The organism is Paenibacillus sp. J45TS6 (assembly GCF_018403285.1).
In the GTDB taxonomy this organism is placed as follows: Bacteria; Bacillota; Bacilli; order Paenibacillales; family Paenibacillaceae; genus Paenibacillus.
In genome coordinates this window covers 19,302-35,621 of sequence record NZ_BOSJ01000011.1, presented here as the reverse complement: position 1 = coordinate 35,621, position 16,320 = coordinate 19,302, and the positions used below count along the sequence as shown (strand labels likewise).

Genomic DNA, 16,320 nt, shown 5'->3' with positions numbered 1-16,320 from the left:
CGGCAAGAGAAGAGGAGGGGAAACATGGAACCGATCAGAACAGAAGCTTCACTGAAGGATTTATACAAGGACGCTTTCCAGATGGGAGCAGCGGTTAATCCGACAACAATTGTAACCCAAGAATCACTGCTAGCATATCACTTCAACAGCTTAACAGCAGAAAATGAGATGAAATTCGAAAGTTTGCATCCGCAGGAAGAGGTGTACACGTTCGAAAAAGCGGACATCATAGCTGCATTTGCCAAAGAGCATAACATGGCGCTGCGCGGGCATACACTGGTATGGCATAACCAAACTGCAGGCTGGTTGTTCGAGAATGGAATAGGAGGACTTGCGGAACGTGATGTATTACTTGCACGTTTGCGTAAGCATATTCAGACCGTCGTTGGCCGATATAAAGACGTCATTTACTCCTGGGATGTCGTGAATGAAGCGATTTCAGATGATGCGAATGATGAGAATGCATTTTTACGGCCATCGAAATGGTTGGATATTGCGGGAGAGGACTTCATTGCCAAAGCTTTTGAATTCGCCCATGAAGCAGATCCTCAGGCGCTTTTGTTCTATAACGATTATAATGAGTCCCATCCGCATAAGCGGGAGCGCATTTATCGCCTCGTTCGTTCCTTGTTAGATCAAGGTGTGCCGATTCATGGCGTTGGTTTGCAGGCACACTGGAATCTGTACGATCCATCTCTGGATGATATTCGTGCCGCGATTGAACGGTATGCAGAGCTAGGTCTACAGCTGCAGCTTACTGAGCTGGATGTGTCGGTATTTCGCTTCGAAGATAGGCGCACGGATCTTGCTCAACCTACGCAGGACATGCTGGAATTACAAGCCGCAAGATATGAGTCCATTTTCCGCGTGCTTTATGAGTATCGTGAACATATCAGTGCCGTAACCTTCTGGGGAGCTGCTGACGATTATACCTGGCTTGATGATTTTCCGGTCAGAGGACGCAAAAACTGGCCTTTCCTATTTGATGAGGCTCATCATCCCAAGGAAGCTTATCAGCGAGTTGCCCGAATTCCTGATCTAAATATGAACAAGAGGAACTAATGCAATAACTTGAACCTGTAGAACATCGATATAAAAGAGCAATTCATTATACCTTTTGGAAGGAGTTATTTGAATGTCTACCATGCCTAAACAGCCTAAACCGCATGAACCTTTAGTCACTCATATTTACACTGCCGATCCGTCAGCTCATGTGTTCGAGGGTCGTATCTATATTTATCCTTCCCATGATTTGGATCACGACGGTCCAATTAATGACAATGGTGATCAATATAAGATGGAGGATTACCATGTTTTATCAATGGATGATCTGGATTCACCCGTGACAGACCACGGTGAGGCGCTGCATGTAAAGGATGTCCCGTGGGCGTCTTGTCAGATGTGGGCACCGGATGCCGTCTTCAAAAACGGAAAATATTACTTGTTTTTCCCTGCACGGGATCATGAAGGTATTTTTCGCATCGGCGTAGCTACGTCATCGTCCCCGGCAGGTCCATTTAAACCCGAGGAACAGTATATTCAGGGCAGCTTCAGTATTGATCCTGCTGTCTTTATTGATGAAGATGAACAGGCTTACATGCTCTTTGGCGGGCTGTGGGGCGGGCAATTAGAGAAGTGGCAGACGGGAAGCTATGTGGAAGATGCAGAAGGTCCAGCTCCGGATGAGCCGGCGCTTGGTCCAAGAATAGCGAAGCTAAGTGAAGATATGCTCTCAATGGTTTCCGAAGCGATGGAGATTGTTATCGTGGACCAGGAAGGACAGCCGCTGACCGCAGGCAACGAGGAATGCAGGTATTTTGAAGGACCATGGATGCACAAGTATAATGACAAATATTATCTGTCCTACTCTACGGGTTCGACACACAAGCTGGTGTATGCGATCGGTGACAGTCCGATGGGACCTTTCACATATCAAGGCACCATTTTACCGCCTGTTATAGGCTGGACAACACATCATTCAATTGTGCAATTCCAGGAGAAATGGTATTTATTCTATCACGATTGTTCTCTTTCCGGCGGCATTGATTACAAGCGTTGCGTAAAATTTGCGGAGCTTACGTACAATTCGGATGGCACGATTCGTATGATTGATCCTTATCCCGAAGAAGTAAAGTAGATTTGAGGGCTAACACAGAATGTTGTCGGATTAAAGCAGCAAAGCAGAAACCTTAAAAGGAGTATGTCTCATAACATGGGACATACTCCTTTATTTTAATCAAAACATACTCTATCCTTGTAAAATTATCGATGTAAAGAGGGATTCTCAAGTTTGGTATGTAACATGCGTAATACCTCATCGCGGTACTTAGGATTAGCTAGGGCAAATTCAATATTCGTATCAAGAAATCCTAGTATATCACCTACATCATATCGTTTACCTTCAAATTCGTAACCGTATACAGGCGTAATTTGATTTAATCTCTCAATGGCATCAGTTAACTGAATTTCGCCGCCAAGACCAATGTGGTGATCTTCCAGCAACGGAAAGATATCAGGTGTCAGTACATACCGACCGATAATCGCAAGATTGGAGGGAGAGGATCCAGATTTCGGTTTCTCGACAAATCGCAGTGCTGAATAACTTCGACCTCTTTTTTCAAGCGGTTCCATAATTCCATATTTGTGTGTTTCTTCATCGGGTACTTGCATGACCCCCAGTACGGAAGCGCCTACCTTTTCATGCTCATCAATCAATTGTTTCAAGCAAGGTACAGGATTTACAACAATGTCATCTCCAAGTAAAACCGCAAATGGTTCATCTCCGACAAATTTACGAGCACACCAGATTGCATGGCCAAGACCTTTTGGTTCCTTTTGACGGATATAATGAATATTGGGCACGTTAGAGGAAGAGAGAACTTCTTCCAAAGCGAGGGATTTTCCTTTGTCAGCAAGCAGCTGTTCGAGTTCAAAAGCATGATCGAAATGATCCTCAATCGCTCTTTTTCCCTTTCCGGTAACGATAATAATATCTTCTACTCCAGCAGCGATCGCTTCTTCGACAATATATTGAATGGTTGGTTTATTCAGGATTGGCATCATTTCTTTTGGCATGGCTTTTGTAGCGGGAAGAAATCGGGTTCCAAGTCCTGCAGCAGGAATTACTGCCTTTTTTACTGTCATAAATCTCATCACCTTCCTAGTTTATCTGCTTATGATCATCATATCAAGATTAGGGAATAAAGTCACAGTGAGGGGAATTTGAGGGGATTATCATCTCATTATTAGAAAAAGTTAGAAAATAGTTCACTGGAATATAATGTATTATCTATATTGTGTGATGAAAATCACATACAAAACCTATAAGTATCGCTATAGTAAAAAAACGCGGCCGGGCATTGTGACAAACATCATAAATGAAAATGAGCGGCTTTTTTTAATCACTTCGAAGTGAAAGTTTTCACATACTTGGATTAGAAGACAAGCATCTCTATTTTGTCGGCAATGTGAATAGGATAATCTAGCGCGGCTCACAATATCTAAACAATTAGGATTAAGGAGTGGGATACAAGTGGGGGTTTGGAATCAAATATACGACCCGATGGGCAATATATGGCTATCTGCTTTGGTGGCTGCCATACCCATCATATTCTTTATCGTGGCTTTAACGGTCTTTAAAATGAAAGGTTATGTAGCAGGAATCCTCAGCATCGTTGTTGCAGCATGCGTTGCTCTATTCTTCTATAAAATGCCTTTCGTTAAAGTGATTGGTACTGGTTTCTATGGTGTACTTGCTGGTTTATGGCCAGTAGCTTCAATTGTACTTGCAGCAATTTTCTTGTACAAACTTACGGTAAAAACAGGAAAATTTGATATAATCAAGAATAGTATAGCAACAATTACCGAAGATCAGCGGTTGCAAGTACTCCTTGTTGCTTTTTCCTTTGGTGCATTCTTGGAAGGAGCGGCTGGCTTTGGTGCTCCTGTGGCAATTACAGCGGTAATCCTGATTGGTTTGGGATTCAAGCCTGTATATGCAGCTGGTCTTTGTCTTGTGGCTAACATTGCCGGAGGTTCTTATGGTGCGATGGGTATTCCTGTTACGACACCAGCTACGCTTACGGGACTTTCTGGACTTGATGTTGCAAGCCGAACATCGTATGTTATTCCGATTATCAGTTTAATGATTGCTTTTCTGTTGGTTTACTTAATTGATGGATTTAAAGGAATGAGACAAACTTGGCCAGCGATCCTGGTAAGCGGAGGTTCATTTGCTATCACTCAGTTTATTGTACTTAATACCCTGGGTGCTGAACTCGTAGATATTATCTCTGCCCTTGTCAGTCTGGTTGTGCTTGCACTCTTCCTGCGTGTATGGAAACCAAAAGAAATTTACCGTTTGGATAAAGAGGAATCAGCGAAACAAACGAAACAAGCGAAACAAGCGGTTAAGAAAGAAACATATAGTTTGGGACAAGTTGCTTTTGCTTGGTTACCCTTTATTTTGCTAACGATTATGGTTATTTTGTTCTCACTGAAACCAGTCAAAGCGTTGTTCGCAGCAGGTGGACCGCTTAACAATCTGGTCTTCAGTTTCCCTATAAAAGGAGTTCACAACCAAATTCTGAGACAACCTCCGGTTGTTCCGGAAGAGACACCTTACGCTGCTGTATTTAATCTTGATTTATTCTCATCTACTACCACCGCAATTGTCATTGCAGCGCTTCTAACCATTTTGATTTATCGAATCAAAGGAAGCATCATTAAAGAAGCAGCAGTAGAAACGTTTAAAGAATTGTACATCCCGATCATTACCATTTGCAGCGTGCTTGCATTTGCTTACATTTGTAACTATTCAGGTATGTCTTCAACACTCGGTCTTGCTTTTGCATCAACGGGCAGTATCTTCCCATTGTTCGCACCAATTCTGGGTTGGATTGGGGTATTCTTGACCGGTTCTGTTGTTAACAGCGGATCTCTATTTGCACCATTGCAGGCTGTAACGGCAAATCAAATCGGCATTTTGCCAGAAGCTATGGTTGCTGCGAACGTAATGGGTGGTGCAATGGCTAAAATGATCTCGCCGCAATCGGTAGCAGTAGCTGCAGCGGCAGTAGGTCTTGCGGGTAAAGAGAATGAATTGTTTAAATTTACAATCAAGATCAGTGTAATTTTACTCGTTGTTGTTGGGATAATAAACTGGGCTCTTTATTAAGAACAAAAATTCAGCTTTTGAGATTGAAGGGAGATTATTATTATGGTAGGTAATAAAATTAATCGTGTTGTATTGGTAGGTACTGGAGCAGTAGGTTGCAGTTACGCTTACGCTATGATTAACCAAGGGATTGCTGAGGAACTCGTTCTTGTTGACGTAAATGCTGCAAAAGCTGAAGGCGAAGCAATGGACCTTAATCATGGTGTACCATTCGCACCTTCTCCAACTAAAGTTTGGAGCGGTTCTTATAAAGAATGCAAAGATGCTGACCTTGTTGTTATTACAGCAGGTTTGCCGCAAAAACCAGGTGAAACCCGTCTTGATCTTGTAGACAAAAATGCGAAGATCTTCAAAACGATCGTACGTGAAATCATGGACAGCGGATTTGATGGCATTTTCCTAATCGCTTCTAACCCGGTAGATATCCTTACTTATGTAACTTGGAAAGAGTCCGGATTGCCAAAAGAGCGTGTGCTTGGTTCTGGTACAACTCTCGATACAGCTCGTCTTCGTTATATGGTGGGTGAATACCTGGAAGTGGATACACGTAACGTTCACGCAGCCATTATTGGTGAGCATGGTGATACAGAATTTGCTGTATGGAGTCAAGCTTCCATCGGTATCGAAACCCTTGATAAAGTAATTGAGCGTCGTAATAACCCAGAAGACCGCGCAAAACTTGATGAAATTTTCGTCAATGTTCGTGATGCAGCGTATCACATCATTGAGCGTAAAGGTGCAACTTACTATGCAATTGGTATGGCACTCGCTCGTGTTACCAAAGCAATTCTTGGTAATGAGAACAGTATCCTAACTGTTTCTTCGCTTCTTGAAGGACAATATGGTCAAGAAGATCTATATATCGGTGTGCCATCCGTTGTTAACCGCGGCGGTGTGCGTGAAGTCATCGAGATTGATCTGAACGAAGAAGAAAAAGCGAAATTCAATCACTCTGCAAAAGTACTCAAAGAATTGATCGCTAAAGTTTATAGCTAATCCCCTCCATATATAGGAACTGAGTTCCCCGGCCCGGCATATGCTACTTAAGGCAAATGCGAAGGCCGGGGATTTTTTTGTTCTTTCGAAAAATCAAATAACCGATCTCAAATTTTATATGGAGGGGCCGGGACATGCAAAACAAATTAGATGAAATGCTTGCACATATGGCGCATGCTCATCAACAAGTCGCCAGAGTACTCGATGCGGAACGAGAGGTCAATGTCCGTATGGCAGAACTCATGAATGAAATGCCAGATTTGATGCCGCAATTTGCAGATGCTCAAGGCTTGCTTGATGGTTCTGCTTCTGTGAATGCAGGGATTGTAGCTTATCTCAGCGGACTTGCTGATTTACAAGAGATGATTGCGGATTCCATTTCTCATTTGGTAAAGGAACTGGCAGTAGCTGATGAAGAGTAAATTTCTATATTTTAAAGGCAGGTGATCGTGGAAATGAACAGAGAGAAGTCACTGCTCCAAATGCTCGATGCTGCGGTCAAAGTCCAGTACAATATTTCCCTTATATTGGAAGCAAAGGCACTCGAAGCAGAAAAGATGAGAAACTGGTCCGTCAACCACTTAAGTGGTGCCACCTATGACAGTCATGAGGATCAACTAACCGTCTCCCTTAAATTACAGGAGCAGTTAATTGAACTGCTCGAGGGTATTAACCGAATGGAAGCAGGACTGAACAAGAATTTGAAAGCACTGCTTCATCAAAGTGAAGAGAATGGTTTTGATCAAATGATGATGGACTACGATAACGGTAAAGGATAGAGATGAATTTACTATCCAAAGAAAAAGAAGCGAAAATCGCATTTCTTGAATCCATGACAAGAAGTCAGCTAGCACTGTCACGGATATTGACCATCATTGCCGATCGCTATGAGCTAATTAGCTTCACCGAGGACATCGTACCTGAGCATATGCTTCTTATTGAACGCTGTCGCCTGGAGATGGCAGAGATGTCCGGAATGATCAAGTTTAGACCACTGAATAAGGGAACTCCAGCACCTCCATGGTATGCAAATCAGCTATTGCCATGCAAGGGCGCATCCCAAGACGGAGCTTAGACAGGAGGAATGATGGTGAAAAGAAAAAAGTCTTCAAAAGCGGGACCCTTAAAAAAAGGTACTGCCAAAAAGGTAACTCGTTCGGCGCCGAAATCAGGGGGATCAGCGAAGAAAAAAAAGAAGATGACAGGGCGGAAGACCAAATCTCTGTTAAGAAAGAAAACCTCTTCAATAATCAAAAAGAAGAACCGAAAACGAAAGATCTCACGAAAAACTACCGAGAGACGACACTCGCAAGCAAAAAAAACCGGACTCAAATCGTACAACGACGCTTACAACGAAGGGTTCAACGTCGGATTTGCCAAAGGGTTCGAAGATGGTCATGCACTCGCTTATCAAGGTGAAGAGATCTAAGCTCGTGAGGGCCGTCATCTTTGTCTGTCTTATGTAAAACAGACGTGCAAGATGACGGCTTAGGCTCTATTTTCGGAAGGACAAGTCACTCGAATAGACTTACATATACATAACGCAACATAGACAAATGTCTGCTGTACAAACGCCAATTTTCTTAGGCTCCGGACACACGTCCATGATGCATCTAACCTTAGGGCATATAGTTAGAAGGACTACATGAACTCATGTACAAGAGAGATAGGGGAGTGTGAGGTGAAACTTACAAGGAGGAAGCAGAGCTATCGTGACGGATATGCGGAAGGGGTTCGGTTCGGTGGGTGTGAAGCAATCCTTCAGAGAGTAAAGCAACCGGGGACCGTTATCCGAAACATGAAAGTATTTTATGTTCCGCAAGGTTTTGAAGCGATCGATGAGGGCGTGATTGCTGCGCTTCAAATGACGGTCTCTGAATGTATCGTAGTGGGTCCAGCTCATATGAAAGAATATGCAACGATCCATAGGCCGGATCTTGTGCTTGTCATGAATGGTCTTCATGTCTTTCCTGAGAATCATTTATCACAAATTGACGAGATTCGATCTTTGGGTATCCGCACAGCGATCTGGTTTGTAGATGATCCTTATTTTACAGAAGATACAGCAGACATTTGTCTGCACTACGATCTAGTGTTCACCCATGAAATTAGGGCGATACCATTCTATCAGAACCAGGGAGCTAAGCATGTCCATCATGTTCCACTCGGTGTAAATACATCCCTTTTCTCACCTCGTAAGACATCCTTAGATTATCAATATGATGTTTGCTTCATTGGCAATGGATTCTGGAATCGTATTTCTTTATTTGATGAACTCGCTCCTTTTCTGAGAAATAAACGTGTCCTGATTGCAGGAGGACAGTGGGGCAGACTGCAGAGACAAGACTTACTCGCTTCTTTTATCAAGCCGGACTGGATTCCTCCAGTGGAAACGGTAGATTACTACAACGGAGCAAAAATCGTGATTAATATGCATAGACCTCATGAATATGGGCTGGATAATCGGAACACTCATCAGATTACCGCAGGTTCTATTAATCCCAGAACGTATGAAATTAACGCCTGTGGAACCCTGCAAATCACAGATATTAGAGAGGATCTATCGAATTACTACAGGCCCGGATACGATATAGAGACTTATGAAAATGGTGCTGAGCTGCAGGATAAGATTGCCTATTATCTTAGGAATGAAAAAGAAAGGTTAGATGTTGCTTGGAGAAGTCTATATACAACACATGAGAATCATACCTTTCAGGCACGCATTCAGATGCTGCTGAGTTATGTGTAAACTATTCACCTCGTGAACAAACAAGAAGAAGGAGGGTGATCGTGATGGCCATAAAGCGAGTAAAGCCTTCGAAAAAGAAAACAGTACGAGCAAGACCGAAGCGGTTACCGTATTCAGTAAATCCAGCGAATCAGAGTACATCTTTCCAAAGAGGTTATGAAGATGGATATCTGCGCGGACGCGCTAATTTTATGATGAACCGAGCAGTAGAGCCTTTTCCTGTAAGCCCTGTTCATGTTCTATATATTTCTTCTGGCAAGGGGTTTCCTTATTCGCCGCTGGATGAGGCAATAAGAGGGACGTTGCAAGACTTGGTTACGACTCTTCATGTAGCTGAACCTCATGAACCTATTGCAGAAATGGCAGCTTTGCTGAAGCCTGATCTTGTGCTGGCCTTAGATGGAATGTACTTTCCGGTTGAACAGGTAGATGCGATTCGAAATCAAGGGATTAGAACTGCAGTCTGGCTGACAGATGATCCTTACTATACAGATATAACGCTAAATATTGCTCCCCGCTATGATTATGTATTCACACTTGAACTCAATTGTATCGAGCTATATGAGAGTCATGGATGTCCTGAGGTGCATTATTTACCTTTTGCTGCTTATCTCCCCCAGTTTCATCCGAATACGCTGCCTACCATTCATCGTAGAGACGTCAGCTTCATTGGGTCAGGATATTGGAATCGTGTGAATTACTTCAATCCTCTTCTCCCCCGCATGATGTCGCATCAAACCGTATTCAACGGAATATGGTGGGATCGACTCCCTGACTTTGAAAAATATAAACGGAAGATTGAACTGAATCGCTGGATGAGTCCAGAAGAGACAAAAGATGTATACAACGGAACAAAGATTGTGCTCAACTTACACCGTTCCCATGAAGACGATTCTGTAAATAATAACAGTCTTAAAATCCCCGCTTTATCACCCAATCCTCGTACTTTTGAAATTTCAGCCTGTGCAACCCTGCAGCTTACCGATGCCAGAGGAGATTTAGCCCGTTTTTATACACCTGGAGTAGAGATTGAGACGTACGAGACGGCTGCTGAGATGATGGACAAAATTGAATACTATCTTGCTAATGAAGATAAACGGAGAGAAATCGCGCTAAGAGGCTTTGAGCGCACTTGGAAAGAGCACTCGTATCATCACCGTATTCACTCCCTGCTTCAGACGATATTCGGCTCATAGCGAGCATGCTGTAAATTATGTGCGAATGATAGGGTTCATATGTCGTGCCGTCATTTGCCGTATTTCATATATTGAGGTAGAGCCATGATCCTTCAAACGCACAATCGAAGGAGGTGAACAACGCACATCCTTTCGCTGGCTAATAGTTAGGCAAGTAAGCAGGAAGGTTGTACGACCGAGATGACACGAAAGCCAAAACTAATGTTATTCAGTCATATCAGTCACAGCCAAAGTATTACGGGGGCAGAAAAGCTGTTGTTGCGTTTTTGCCAAGAAATGAGTTTTTACTTTCGCTGTGTACTCGTGGTCCCTAGTGAAGGATTGATCTCCTCGCTAGCTCGAAAGAATGGAATTCGGGTAAAAGTCCAGTCTTATGAACTGCTTCACACCATATACACCCCCTATGAGGGACTTAGGCATGAAGCAGATCGGTTAATGCATACCCCTTCTTCCCACGCTGTGATCCGTCTGCTGCAAAAAGAATCCCCCCAAATCGTACTCACGAATACCTGTGTGAATGCGGTACCTGCCATGGCAGCACGAATGCTTAACATCCCGGTGATTTGGAAAATTACCGAAACCATTACCATGAACGCGTATACTGGTGAATCCATAAAGATCATGGATGAGTTCAGCAACTGGGTAATCGGCATCTCGCAAACCGTCTTCGAACCTTTACAAGGCGGCAATATCTCCGCAAAATCCACCGTATTATCGCCCACATGGGATGCTTCTCTTGCTGCAATTCATCAGTGGAACGATCTTCGAGCAACAAGGCGCAGCATGATTGGACTATCGCCTGAACATTTCTGCATTGGTTATATCTCCACATTTATATACGATGCCAAAGGGTTGCTGCCTTTCGTACGAAGTGCTCTGTCTTTATGTGAATCATATCCCCATAGCAGGTTTTGGATTATAGGAAACCCTGTTGATGAAGTCTATTACAACGAGTGTGTGAGAATGATTGCTGAATCGAGGTACCGTCATCAATTCATCTTTACTCCTTTTCTTGAACAAGTTAGCGAAGCATACTGTGCGATGGATCTTACCGTCGTTCCGAGTATGGTCAAAGAAGGTTTTGGGATGACGGCACTGGAGAGTCTTTACTTTGGAACACCGGTTGTTGCCTTTGGGCAGGGAGGTCTTCAGGAGATGATGGAGGCAGTCGGTAATTCTCATCTACTCGCTGAGCCGGGTAGCGTTGAGGAACTAGCAAGCAGGATGGCTGTCTGTATACAAAATCCAGAAGAGACCGCACGTACGGGAGAACGAAGTAAATCAGCCGCAGAGCAGTTATATGGTGCAGAAGCTTATAAGAACCGCGCGGAAGAGATGATTCGTAACCTCATGAGCCGATTCCCGGATTGGTTTGGTACACCCTCTGCTTGTCTGCGAACTCATGCCAAAAAGCGTAAACCGGCGAAAAGTAAGAAAAAGATTATTCATCAAAGAAAGAAAAAATCAACCTCTGCGCGGTTGAGAAAAACCGTTAAAAAATCGAGGAATACAATGAAGATAAAGCCAATCAAGACAAAGCCAATGAAGAAGAATAAAAGGAAACAAACACGTTCTGCCATGAAGCCTCTGAGGTCTCAGAAAAAACGAAAGTTGACTTCATGAAAAAGGAGGGGTCACCTTGAAGATCATGACGGTACTTGGAACAAGACCGGAAATTATCCGGCTGAGTCTTATTATTCCTAAGCTGGACCGTTATGCAGATCGGCACATCCTAGTGCATACAGGACAGAATTTCACAGAAAGTCTCAGCGGCCAATTTTTTAGAGAATTAGGTCTGAGATCTCCAGATTATGTACTTCAGGATGAAGCAGCTACGCTTGGTCAGCAATTGTCTGTGATGTTCAGTCAGCTGGAAACAATTCTAATACAGGAAAAGCCGGATAAAATCTTGCTGCTAGGAGATACGAACAGTGCTTTATCGGCCATTCTTGCGGAAAGAATGGGTATTCCGGTCATTCACATGGAAGCAGGGAATCGGTGTTACGACCTCAATGTACCAGAAGAGAAAAACCGCCGGGTAATTGATGCCATATCAAGCATTAATATGCCATATACAGAACAAAGCAAAGCACACTTAATCCGGGAAGGTGTTCCTAGTCAGCGAATCGTACTCACGGGCAATCCCATATACGAAGTAATGAAGCATTATGAAAATCGTATGCTGGACAGCAAAATTATGAAAACCTTAGGACTTGAAAAAGGAGAGTACTTTCTCGTTACAGCCCACCGTGCAGAAAATGTAGATCATCCCGGGCATCTAGCAGCCATTATGACAGGACTCAATCTCGTAGCAGAGAAACATGGAAAACGGATCATTTGCAGTATTCACCCTCGTACAGCTGCGCGGATTAAAGAACATTTGAAGCTTACGATGCATCCGCTAGTAGAATTTCATGAGCCTTTCGGATTTTTCGATTTTCTTTTACTGGAGCAAAATGCATGCTGCGCCTTAACGGACAGCGGAACGGTCCAGGAAGAGTGCTGCATTATGGGAGTGCCTACCGTGACCATGCGTAAGACGACCGAACGGCCAGAGACCGTCGATTGCGGAAGTAACATTGTATCAGGGCTTGAAGCAGACCGCATTGCTGCATCCGCAGCGCTGATGATGGAACTAAATCGTTCCTGGGAGTGTCCCAAAGGGTATCTTGCCGAGGATGTATCGGATAAAGTAGTTAAATTTCTGCTTGGAGGGAAGCTGCATGTTTGAAAATCAACGAATTCTCGTTACCGGAGGTACCGGTTCTTGGGGGCATGAATTAATCACTCAATTACTGACTTTAAATCCTAAAGAAGTCATCGTATATTCTCGCGGTGAATCAAGTCAAGTAGCCATGAGCCGTGAATTTGAAGACAGCCGCCTCAGTTTTTGCATCGGAGATATCAGGGATAAGGAAGCGCTCGTTGCCGCTTGTAAAGAAGTCGATTATGTATATCATTTAGCAGCGCTGAAGCATGTACCTGTCTGCGAAGATCAACCCTATGAAGCGTTAAAGACCAATGTCATTGGTACTCAGAATGTAATTGAGGCAGCGGTAGAGAATGAAGTAAAGAAAGTGATCTATATCTCCACGGATAAAGCAGCAAATCCATCGAACTTTTATGGAATGACCAAGGCGATTGGAGAAAAGCTGATTGTATATGCGAACTTACTCCGCAGCAAAACAGCATTCGTAACCGTGCGGGGCGGTAATGTGCTGGGTACAAACGGAAGTGTAGTCCATCTATTTAAGGATCAGATTAAGAATAAAGGCGTAGTATCGATTACGGATATGGAGATGACACGATTCTTCCTTACGCTTCGCGATGCGATATCGCTTTTATTTGATGCTTCTGTAAAAAGTGTGGGCGGAGAAATTTTTGTGATGACGATGCCTACCTGCAAAATTGTAGATCTGGCAGAAGTATTAATCGAAGATGCAGGGGTATCTGGTGTTCAAATCGTGGAACGAGGTACTCGGCCAGGAGAAAAAATTCACGAAATTCTGATGAGTGAGTTCGAGAGCAGAACAACCGTTGTTTATGATGAAAAATATCTTGTCATTCTTCCGACGATTAATCTGCCTGAACTAAAAGAACACTATAAATACTACGAGCCGGTGACCTTCTCCAGTTTCAGTTCGGAATTTAATCTGATGTCGAAAGAGGAGATTAAGGAAATCCTGCAGCGCGGGGGGTTCCTTGGATGAAACTGCTCATCATTGGTGGTCAAGGTATGGCAGGACACATGATGGTTCAATACTTCAAACAACAAGGACACCACACGGTGTTTTATACATCTCGTAATAAGAAAGATCCGAACGGACTGATCCTGGATGTGAATGATATTCACAGTGTCGACCTGCTCGTAAAAGCGGTTCACCCTGATGTCATTATCAACGCAGTGGGGATTTTAAATCAGTACGCAGAGAAAAATATAATTCAAGCCTACCATGTAAATGGTTTTTTACCGCATCGCCTTGCAAATCTAGCTGATCAAATCGGTGCAAAACTCATTCATATCAGCACAGATTGTGTATTCAAAGGGGACCGGTTAGGAGGTTATACAGAAGAAAATTTACCAGATGGAGAGACGATATATGCGATTACCAAATCACTCGGGGAAGTTTGTTCCCCGGGTCATCTTACGATACGTACCTCCATTATCGGACCGGAAGTGCGTAAGAACGGGATCGGTCTCATGCATTGGTTCTTTCAGCAAAAAGGGGTTGTGCAAGGGTATGCGAAAGCAAGGTGGAATGGAGTGACTACACTCATGCTTGCTAAGGTGGTGGATGAGTACATGACTTCGAAAGTGTCGGGTCTGATTCATCTGGCTCATCCTGAACCCGTATCGAAGTATGAGCTATTATTACTTTTTAAAGAAATATGGGATCTGAAAGAAACAGTAATCGTCCCCAATAGTACATTTGTACAGGATCGAACCCTCGCTGTCACTCGGGAGGATGTAAACCCTCTTCTGCCGTCTTATCGTGACATGCTGAAGGAGTTGAAAGAATGGATACAACAAGGCTGAAAGACAAAGTCGTGCTGGTAACCGGCGCTTCTGGATTTACGGGTCGGCATGCAGTTCAGCTTCTTCGTGCCTGTGGTGCAAAGGTTGCGGCCGTCACCCGATCTCTTTCTGCAGATTTGCAAGATGATCACGTAACCGTCCATTTATGTGATCTCCGAGATCGTCAAGCAGTGAATCGGCTAGTGAGTCATACTCAGCCTGATTATATCTTACATCTAGCAGGTCAGAATTCCGTACCTGCCTCCTGGGCAGACCCCGTGTCTACGATTGAAATGAATGTGATGTCCCCGCTTTACCTGCTCGATGCCATGCGAACGCTGCCCGAATGCCGGGCAGTCATCGTTGGTTCACGTCTGAAATACATTCCTGTTCCCGATCTCCCTCTATCGCCTCCTCACCCTTATAGTCTCAGTAAGTACATGGAGGAACTCGTTTCTATGTCATTCTCAGCGATGTATAGCCAGCAGATGATCTACGCCGAACCAGGAAATCTGATTGGGCCCGGACCTTCCACTGGCATATGTTCATTACTTGCTGCACATGTCATTTCGGCTGAACAAGGGAAAAATCCCAATCCTTTTCGCTTATCATCCCGTGATGATGCTCGTGATTATTTAGATGTGCGGGATGCCGTTTGGGCATATCTTGCGCTTTTGCTAAATGGGGAGCCAGGCAGAATCTATCCTGTTATTTCAGGGAAAGAAAGAACGCTTGGAGAGATCGCTGACGTACTCCTTTCTAGTACAAAAGTGCAGGTACCACTGCTGTGGGGATCGCCTTCTTCTGGTCCTGGAGGTGTCTCTGCTATAGAGGATGATTCGGAGTCCTGCGCTTCTCTTACCAAATTAGGATGGAAACCAGAAATCCCATTTGCCTCTTCTATAGAAGATGTACTACAAGATCACCGTCATCGCCGAAGTAAGGAAGGAGGGCAAGCATGAATTCGCTCCCTCTGGTCACGGTGGTCATTCCTTTCTATAACTGTCCCTATATCTCGCAAGCCATTCGCAGTGCACTCAGCCAAACGTATTCTATGGTAGAAATTATCGTAGTGGATGACGGATCTACACAATATACAGAACAAATTCATCCCTATCTGCCTTTTATTTATTATCTTGGTAAGGCGAATGGCGGAACGGCTTCCGCACTCAATCACGGAATTCGGTATGCCTCTGGAGAGTACATCGTTTGGCTCAGCTCGGATGACCGGTTCTATCCAGAGAAAATAGAGAAACAAGTGCAGTTCATGATGAATCAGCAGGCTGTCATTTCTCATACCAATTTTAATTATATTAATGAAGATAACAGTGTCACCCAGCACCGTGCCGGTATTTCTCCCATGACAGACAAAGAAATGCTGCGAGTTTTTCTTACAGGGAATCCGGTGAATGGATGTACGGTTATGTTTCATAAATCACTGGTTCAGAACATCGGATTGTTCGATGAATCTCTTCCGTATACGCATGATTATGATTTATGGTACCGTGTTCTGCTAAAGGGATATTCAGTTCCTTATTTGCCAGAACCGCTGACGGCCTACCGTAAACATCATGGCATGGGGTCTGTTAAATATGCAGATGTAATCCAGCAAGAAATTCGAATGATTCAAGAGAGGTATGTGGAACAGATTCAGCAGATGATTCAAGTGCAAGGACGGTAGGGAAGG

General features: G+C 43.8%; 17 protein-coding genes. 16 read left to right on the top strand and 1 reads right to left on the bottom strand.

Annotation, left to right across the window (positions count from 1 at the left end):
• The first annotated feature begins 24 nt into the window (after positions 1–24).
• Together KJS58_RS16300 and KJS58_RS16295 are read left to right on the top strand one after the other, a co-directional pair.
• Positions 25–1,062, top strand: coding sequence for an endo-1,4-beta-xylanase (locus KJS58_RS16300; RefSeq protein WP_213533974.1), 1,038 nt, complete (start codon positions 25–27; stop codon positions 1,060–1,062).
• An 82-nt stretch (positions 1,063–1,144) separates the two neighbouring features.
• Positions 1,145–2,137, top strand: a complete 993-nt coding sequence (locus KJS58_RS16295; protein WP_213534168.1) for a glycoside hydrolase family 43 protein — start codon at positions 1,145–1,147, stop codon at positions 2,135–2,137.
• A 125-nt stretch (positions 2,138–2,262) separates the two neighbouring features.
• On the opposite strand, the gene galU is transcribed toward KJS58_RS16295, so the two are convergent.
• The gene (galU, locus tag KJS58_RS16290) at positions 2,263–3,144 is read right to left on the bottom strand and encodes a UTP--glucose-1-phosphate uridylyltransferase GalU (RefSeq protein WP_213533972.1); all 882 of its coding nucleotides are present in this window, start codon (positions 3,142–3,144) and stop codon (positions 2,263–2,265) included.
• A 388-nt stretch (positions 3,145–3,532) separates the two neighbouring features.
• Here galU and KJS58_RS16285 point away from each other — a divergent pair, with 388 nt between their 5' ends.
• From KJS58_RS16285 to KJS58_RS16220, 14 genes are all read left to right on the top strand, one after another.
• Complete coding sequence (locus KJS58_RS16285) at positions 3,533–5,176, top strand: lactate permease LctP family transporter (protein ID WP_213533970.1); 1,644 nt, start codon at positions 3,533–3,535, stop codon at positions 5,174–5,176.
• A gap of 42 nt (positions 5,177–5,218) precedes the next feature.
• Positions 5,219–6,172: an L-lactate dehydrogenase gene (locus KJS58_RS16280; RefSeq protein WP_213533968.1), complete on the top strand. Its 954-nt coding sequence runs from the start codon at positions 5,219–5,221 to the stop codon at positions 6,170–6,172.
• Positions 6,173–6,306: 134 nt separating this feature from the next.
• Positions 6,307–6,594, top strand: coding sequence for a nucleoside-diphosphate sugar epimerase (locus tag KJS58_RS16275; protein WP_213533966.1), 288 nt, complete (start codon positions 6,307–6,309; stop codon positions 6,592–6,594).
• 33 nt (positions 6,595–6,627) lie between these two features.
• A complete protein-coding gene (locus KJS58_RS16270; RefSeq protein ID WP_213534166.1) occupies positions 6,628–6,951 on the top strand; it encodes an alpha-helical endospore appendage domain-containing protein in 324 nt (107 codons plus the stop codon).
• A 2-nt stretch (positions 6,952–6,953) separates the two neighbouring features.
• A complete protein-coding gene (locus KJS58_RS16265; protein ID WP_213533964.1) occupies positions 6,954–7,247 on the top strand; it encodes a hypothetical protein in 294 nt (97 codons plus the stop codon).
• Between the two features lie 15 nt (positions 7,248–7,262).
• On the top strand, positions 7,263–7,601 hold the full coding sequence (locus tag KJS58_RS16260) for a hypothetical protein (RefSeq protein WP_249717455.1): 339 nt from the start codon (positions 7,263–7,265) through the stop codon (positions 7,599–7,601).
• 216 nt (positions 7,602–7,817) lie between these two features.
• The gene (locus KJS58_RS16255; protein ID WP_213533962.1) at positions 7,818–8,921 is read left to right on the top strand and encodes a CgeB family protein; all 1,104 of its coding nucleotides are present in this window, start codon (positions 7,818–7,820) and stop codon (positions 8,919–8,921) included.
• A gap of 44 nt (positions 8,922–8,965) precedes the next feature.
• A complete protein-coding gene (locus KJS58_RS16250) occupies positions 8,966–10,117 on the top strand; it encodes a CgeB family protein (protein WP_213533960.1) in 1,152 nt (383 codons plus the stop codon).
• 276 nt (positions 10,118–10,393) lie between these two features.
• A complete protein-coding gene (locus tag KJS58_RS16245; protein ID WP_213533958.1) occupies positions 10,394–11,740 on the top strand; it encodes a glycosyltransferase family 4 protein in 1,347 nt (448 codons plus the stop codon).
• 16 nt (positions 11,741–11,756) lie between these two features.
• Positions 11,757–12,848 carry a non-hydrolyzing UDP-N-acetylglucosamine 2-epimerase gene (wecB, locus tag KJS58_RS16240; RefSeq protein ID WP_213533956.1) on the top strand — a complete coding sequence of 364 codons (1,092 nt, stop codon included), beginning with the start codon at positions 11,757–11,759 and terminating at the stop codon, positions 12,846–12,848.
• A complete protein-coding gene (locus KJS58_RS16235) occupies positions 12,841–13,827 on the top strand; it encodes a polysaccharide biosynthesis protein (RefSeq protein WP_213533954.1) in 987 nt (328 codons plus the stop codon). Before wecB ends, KJS58_RS16235 begins: the two co-directional genes overlap by 8 nt.
• Positions 13,824–14,654, top strand: a complete 831-nt coding sequence (locus KJS58_RS16230; protein ID WP_213533952.1) for a dTDP-4-dehydrorhamnose reductase family protein — start codon at positions 13,824–13,826, stop codon at positions 14,652–14,654. Before KJS58_RS16235 ends, KJS58_RS16230 begins: the two co-directional genes overlap by 4 nt.
• The gene (locus tag KJS58_RS16225; protein WP_213533950.1) at positions 14,636–15,595 is read left to right on the top strand and encodes an NAD-dependent epimerase/dehydratase family protein; all 960 of its coding nucleotides are present in this window, start codon (positions 14,636–14,638) and stop codon (positions 15,593–15,595) included. Before KJS58_RS16230 ends, KJS58_RS16225 begins: the two co-directional genes overlap by 19 nt.
• Positions 15,592–16,314 (top strand): glycosyltransferase, encoded by a 723-nt coding sequence (locus tag KJS58_RS16220; protein WP_213533948.1) that lies wholly within the window; start codon positions 15,592–15,594, stop codon positions 16,312–16,314. Before KJS58_RS16225 ends, KJS58_RS16220 begins: the two co-directional genes overlap by 4 nt.
• Positions 16,315–16,320 lie beyond the last annotated feature (6 nt).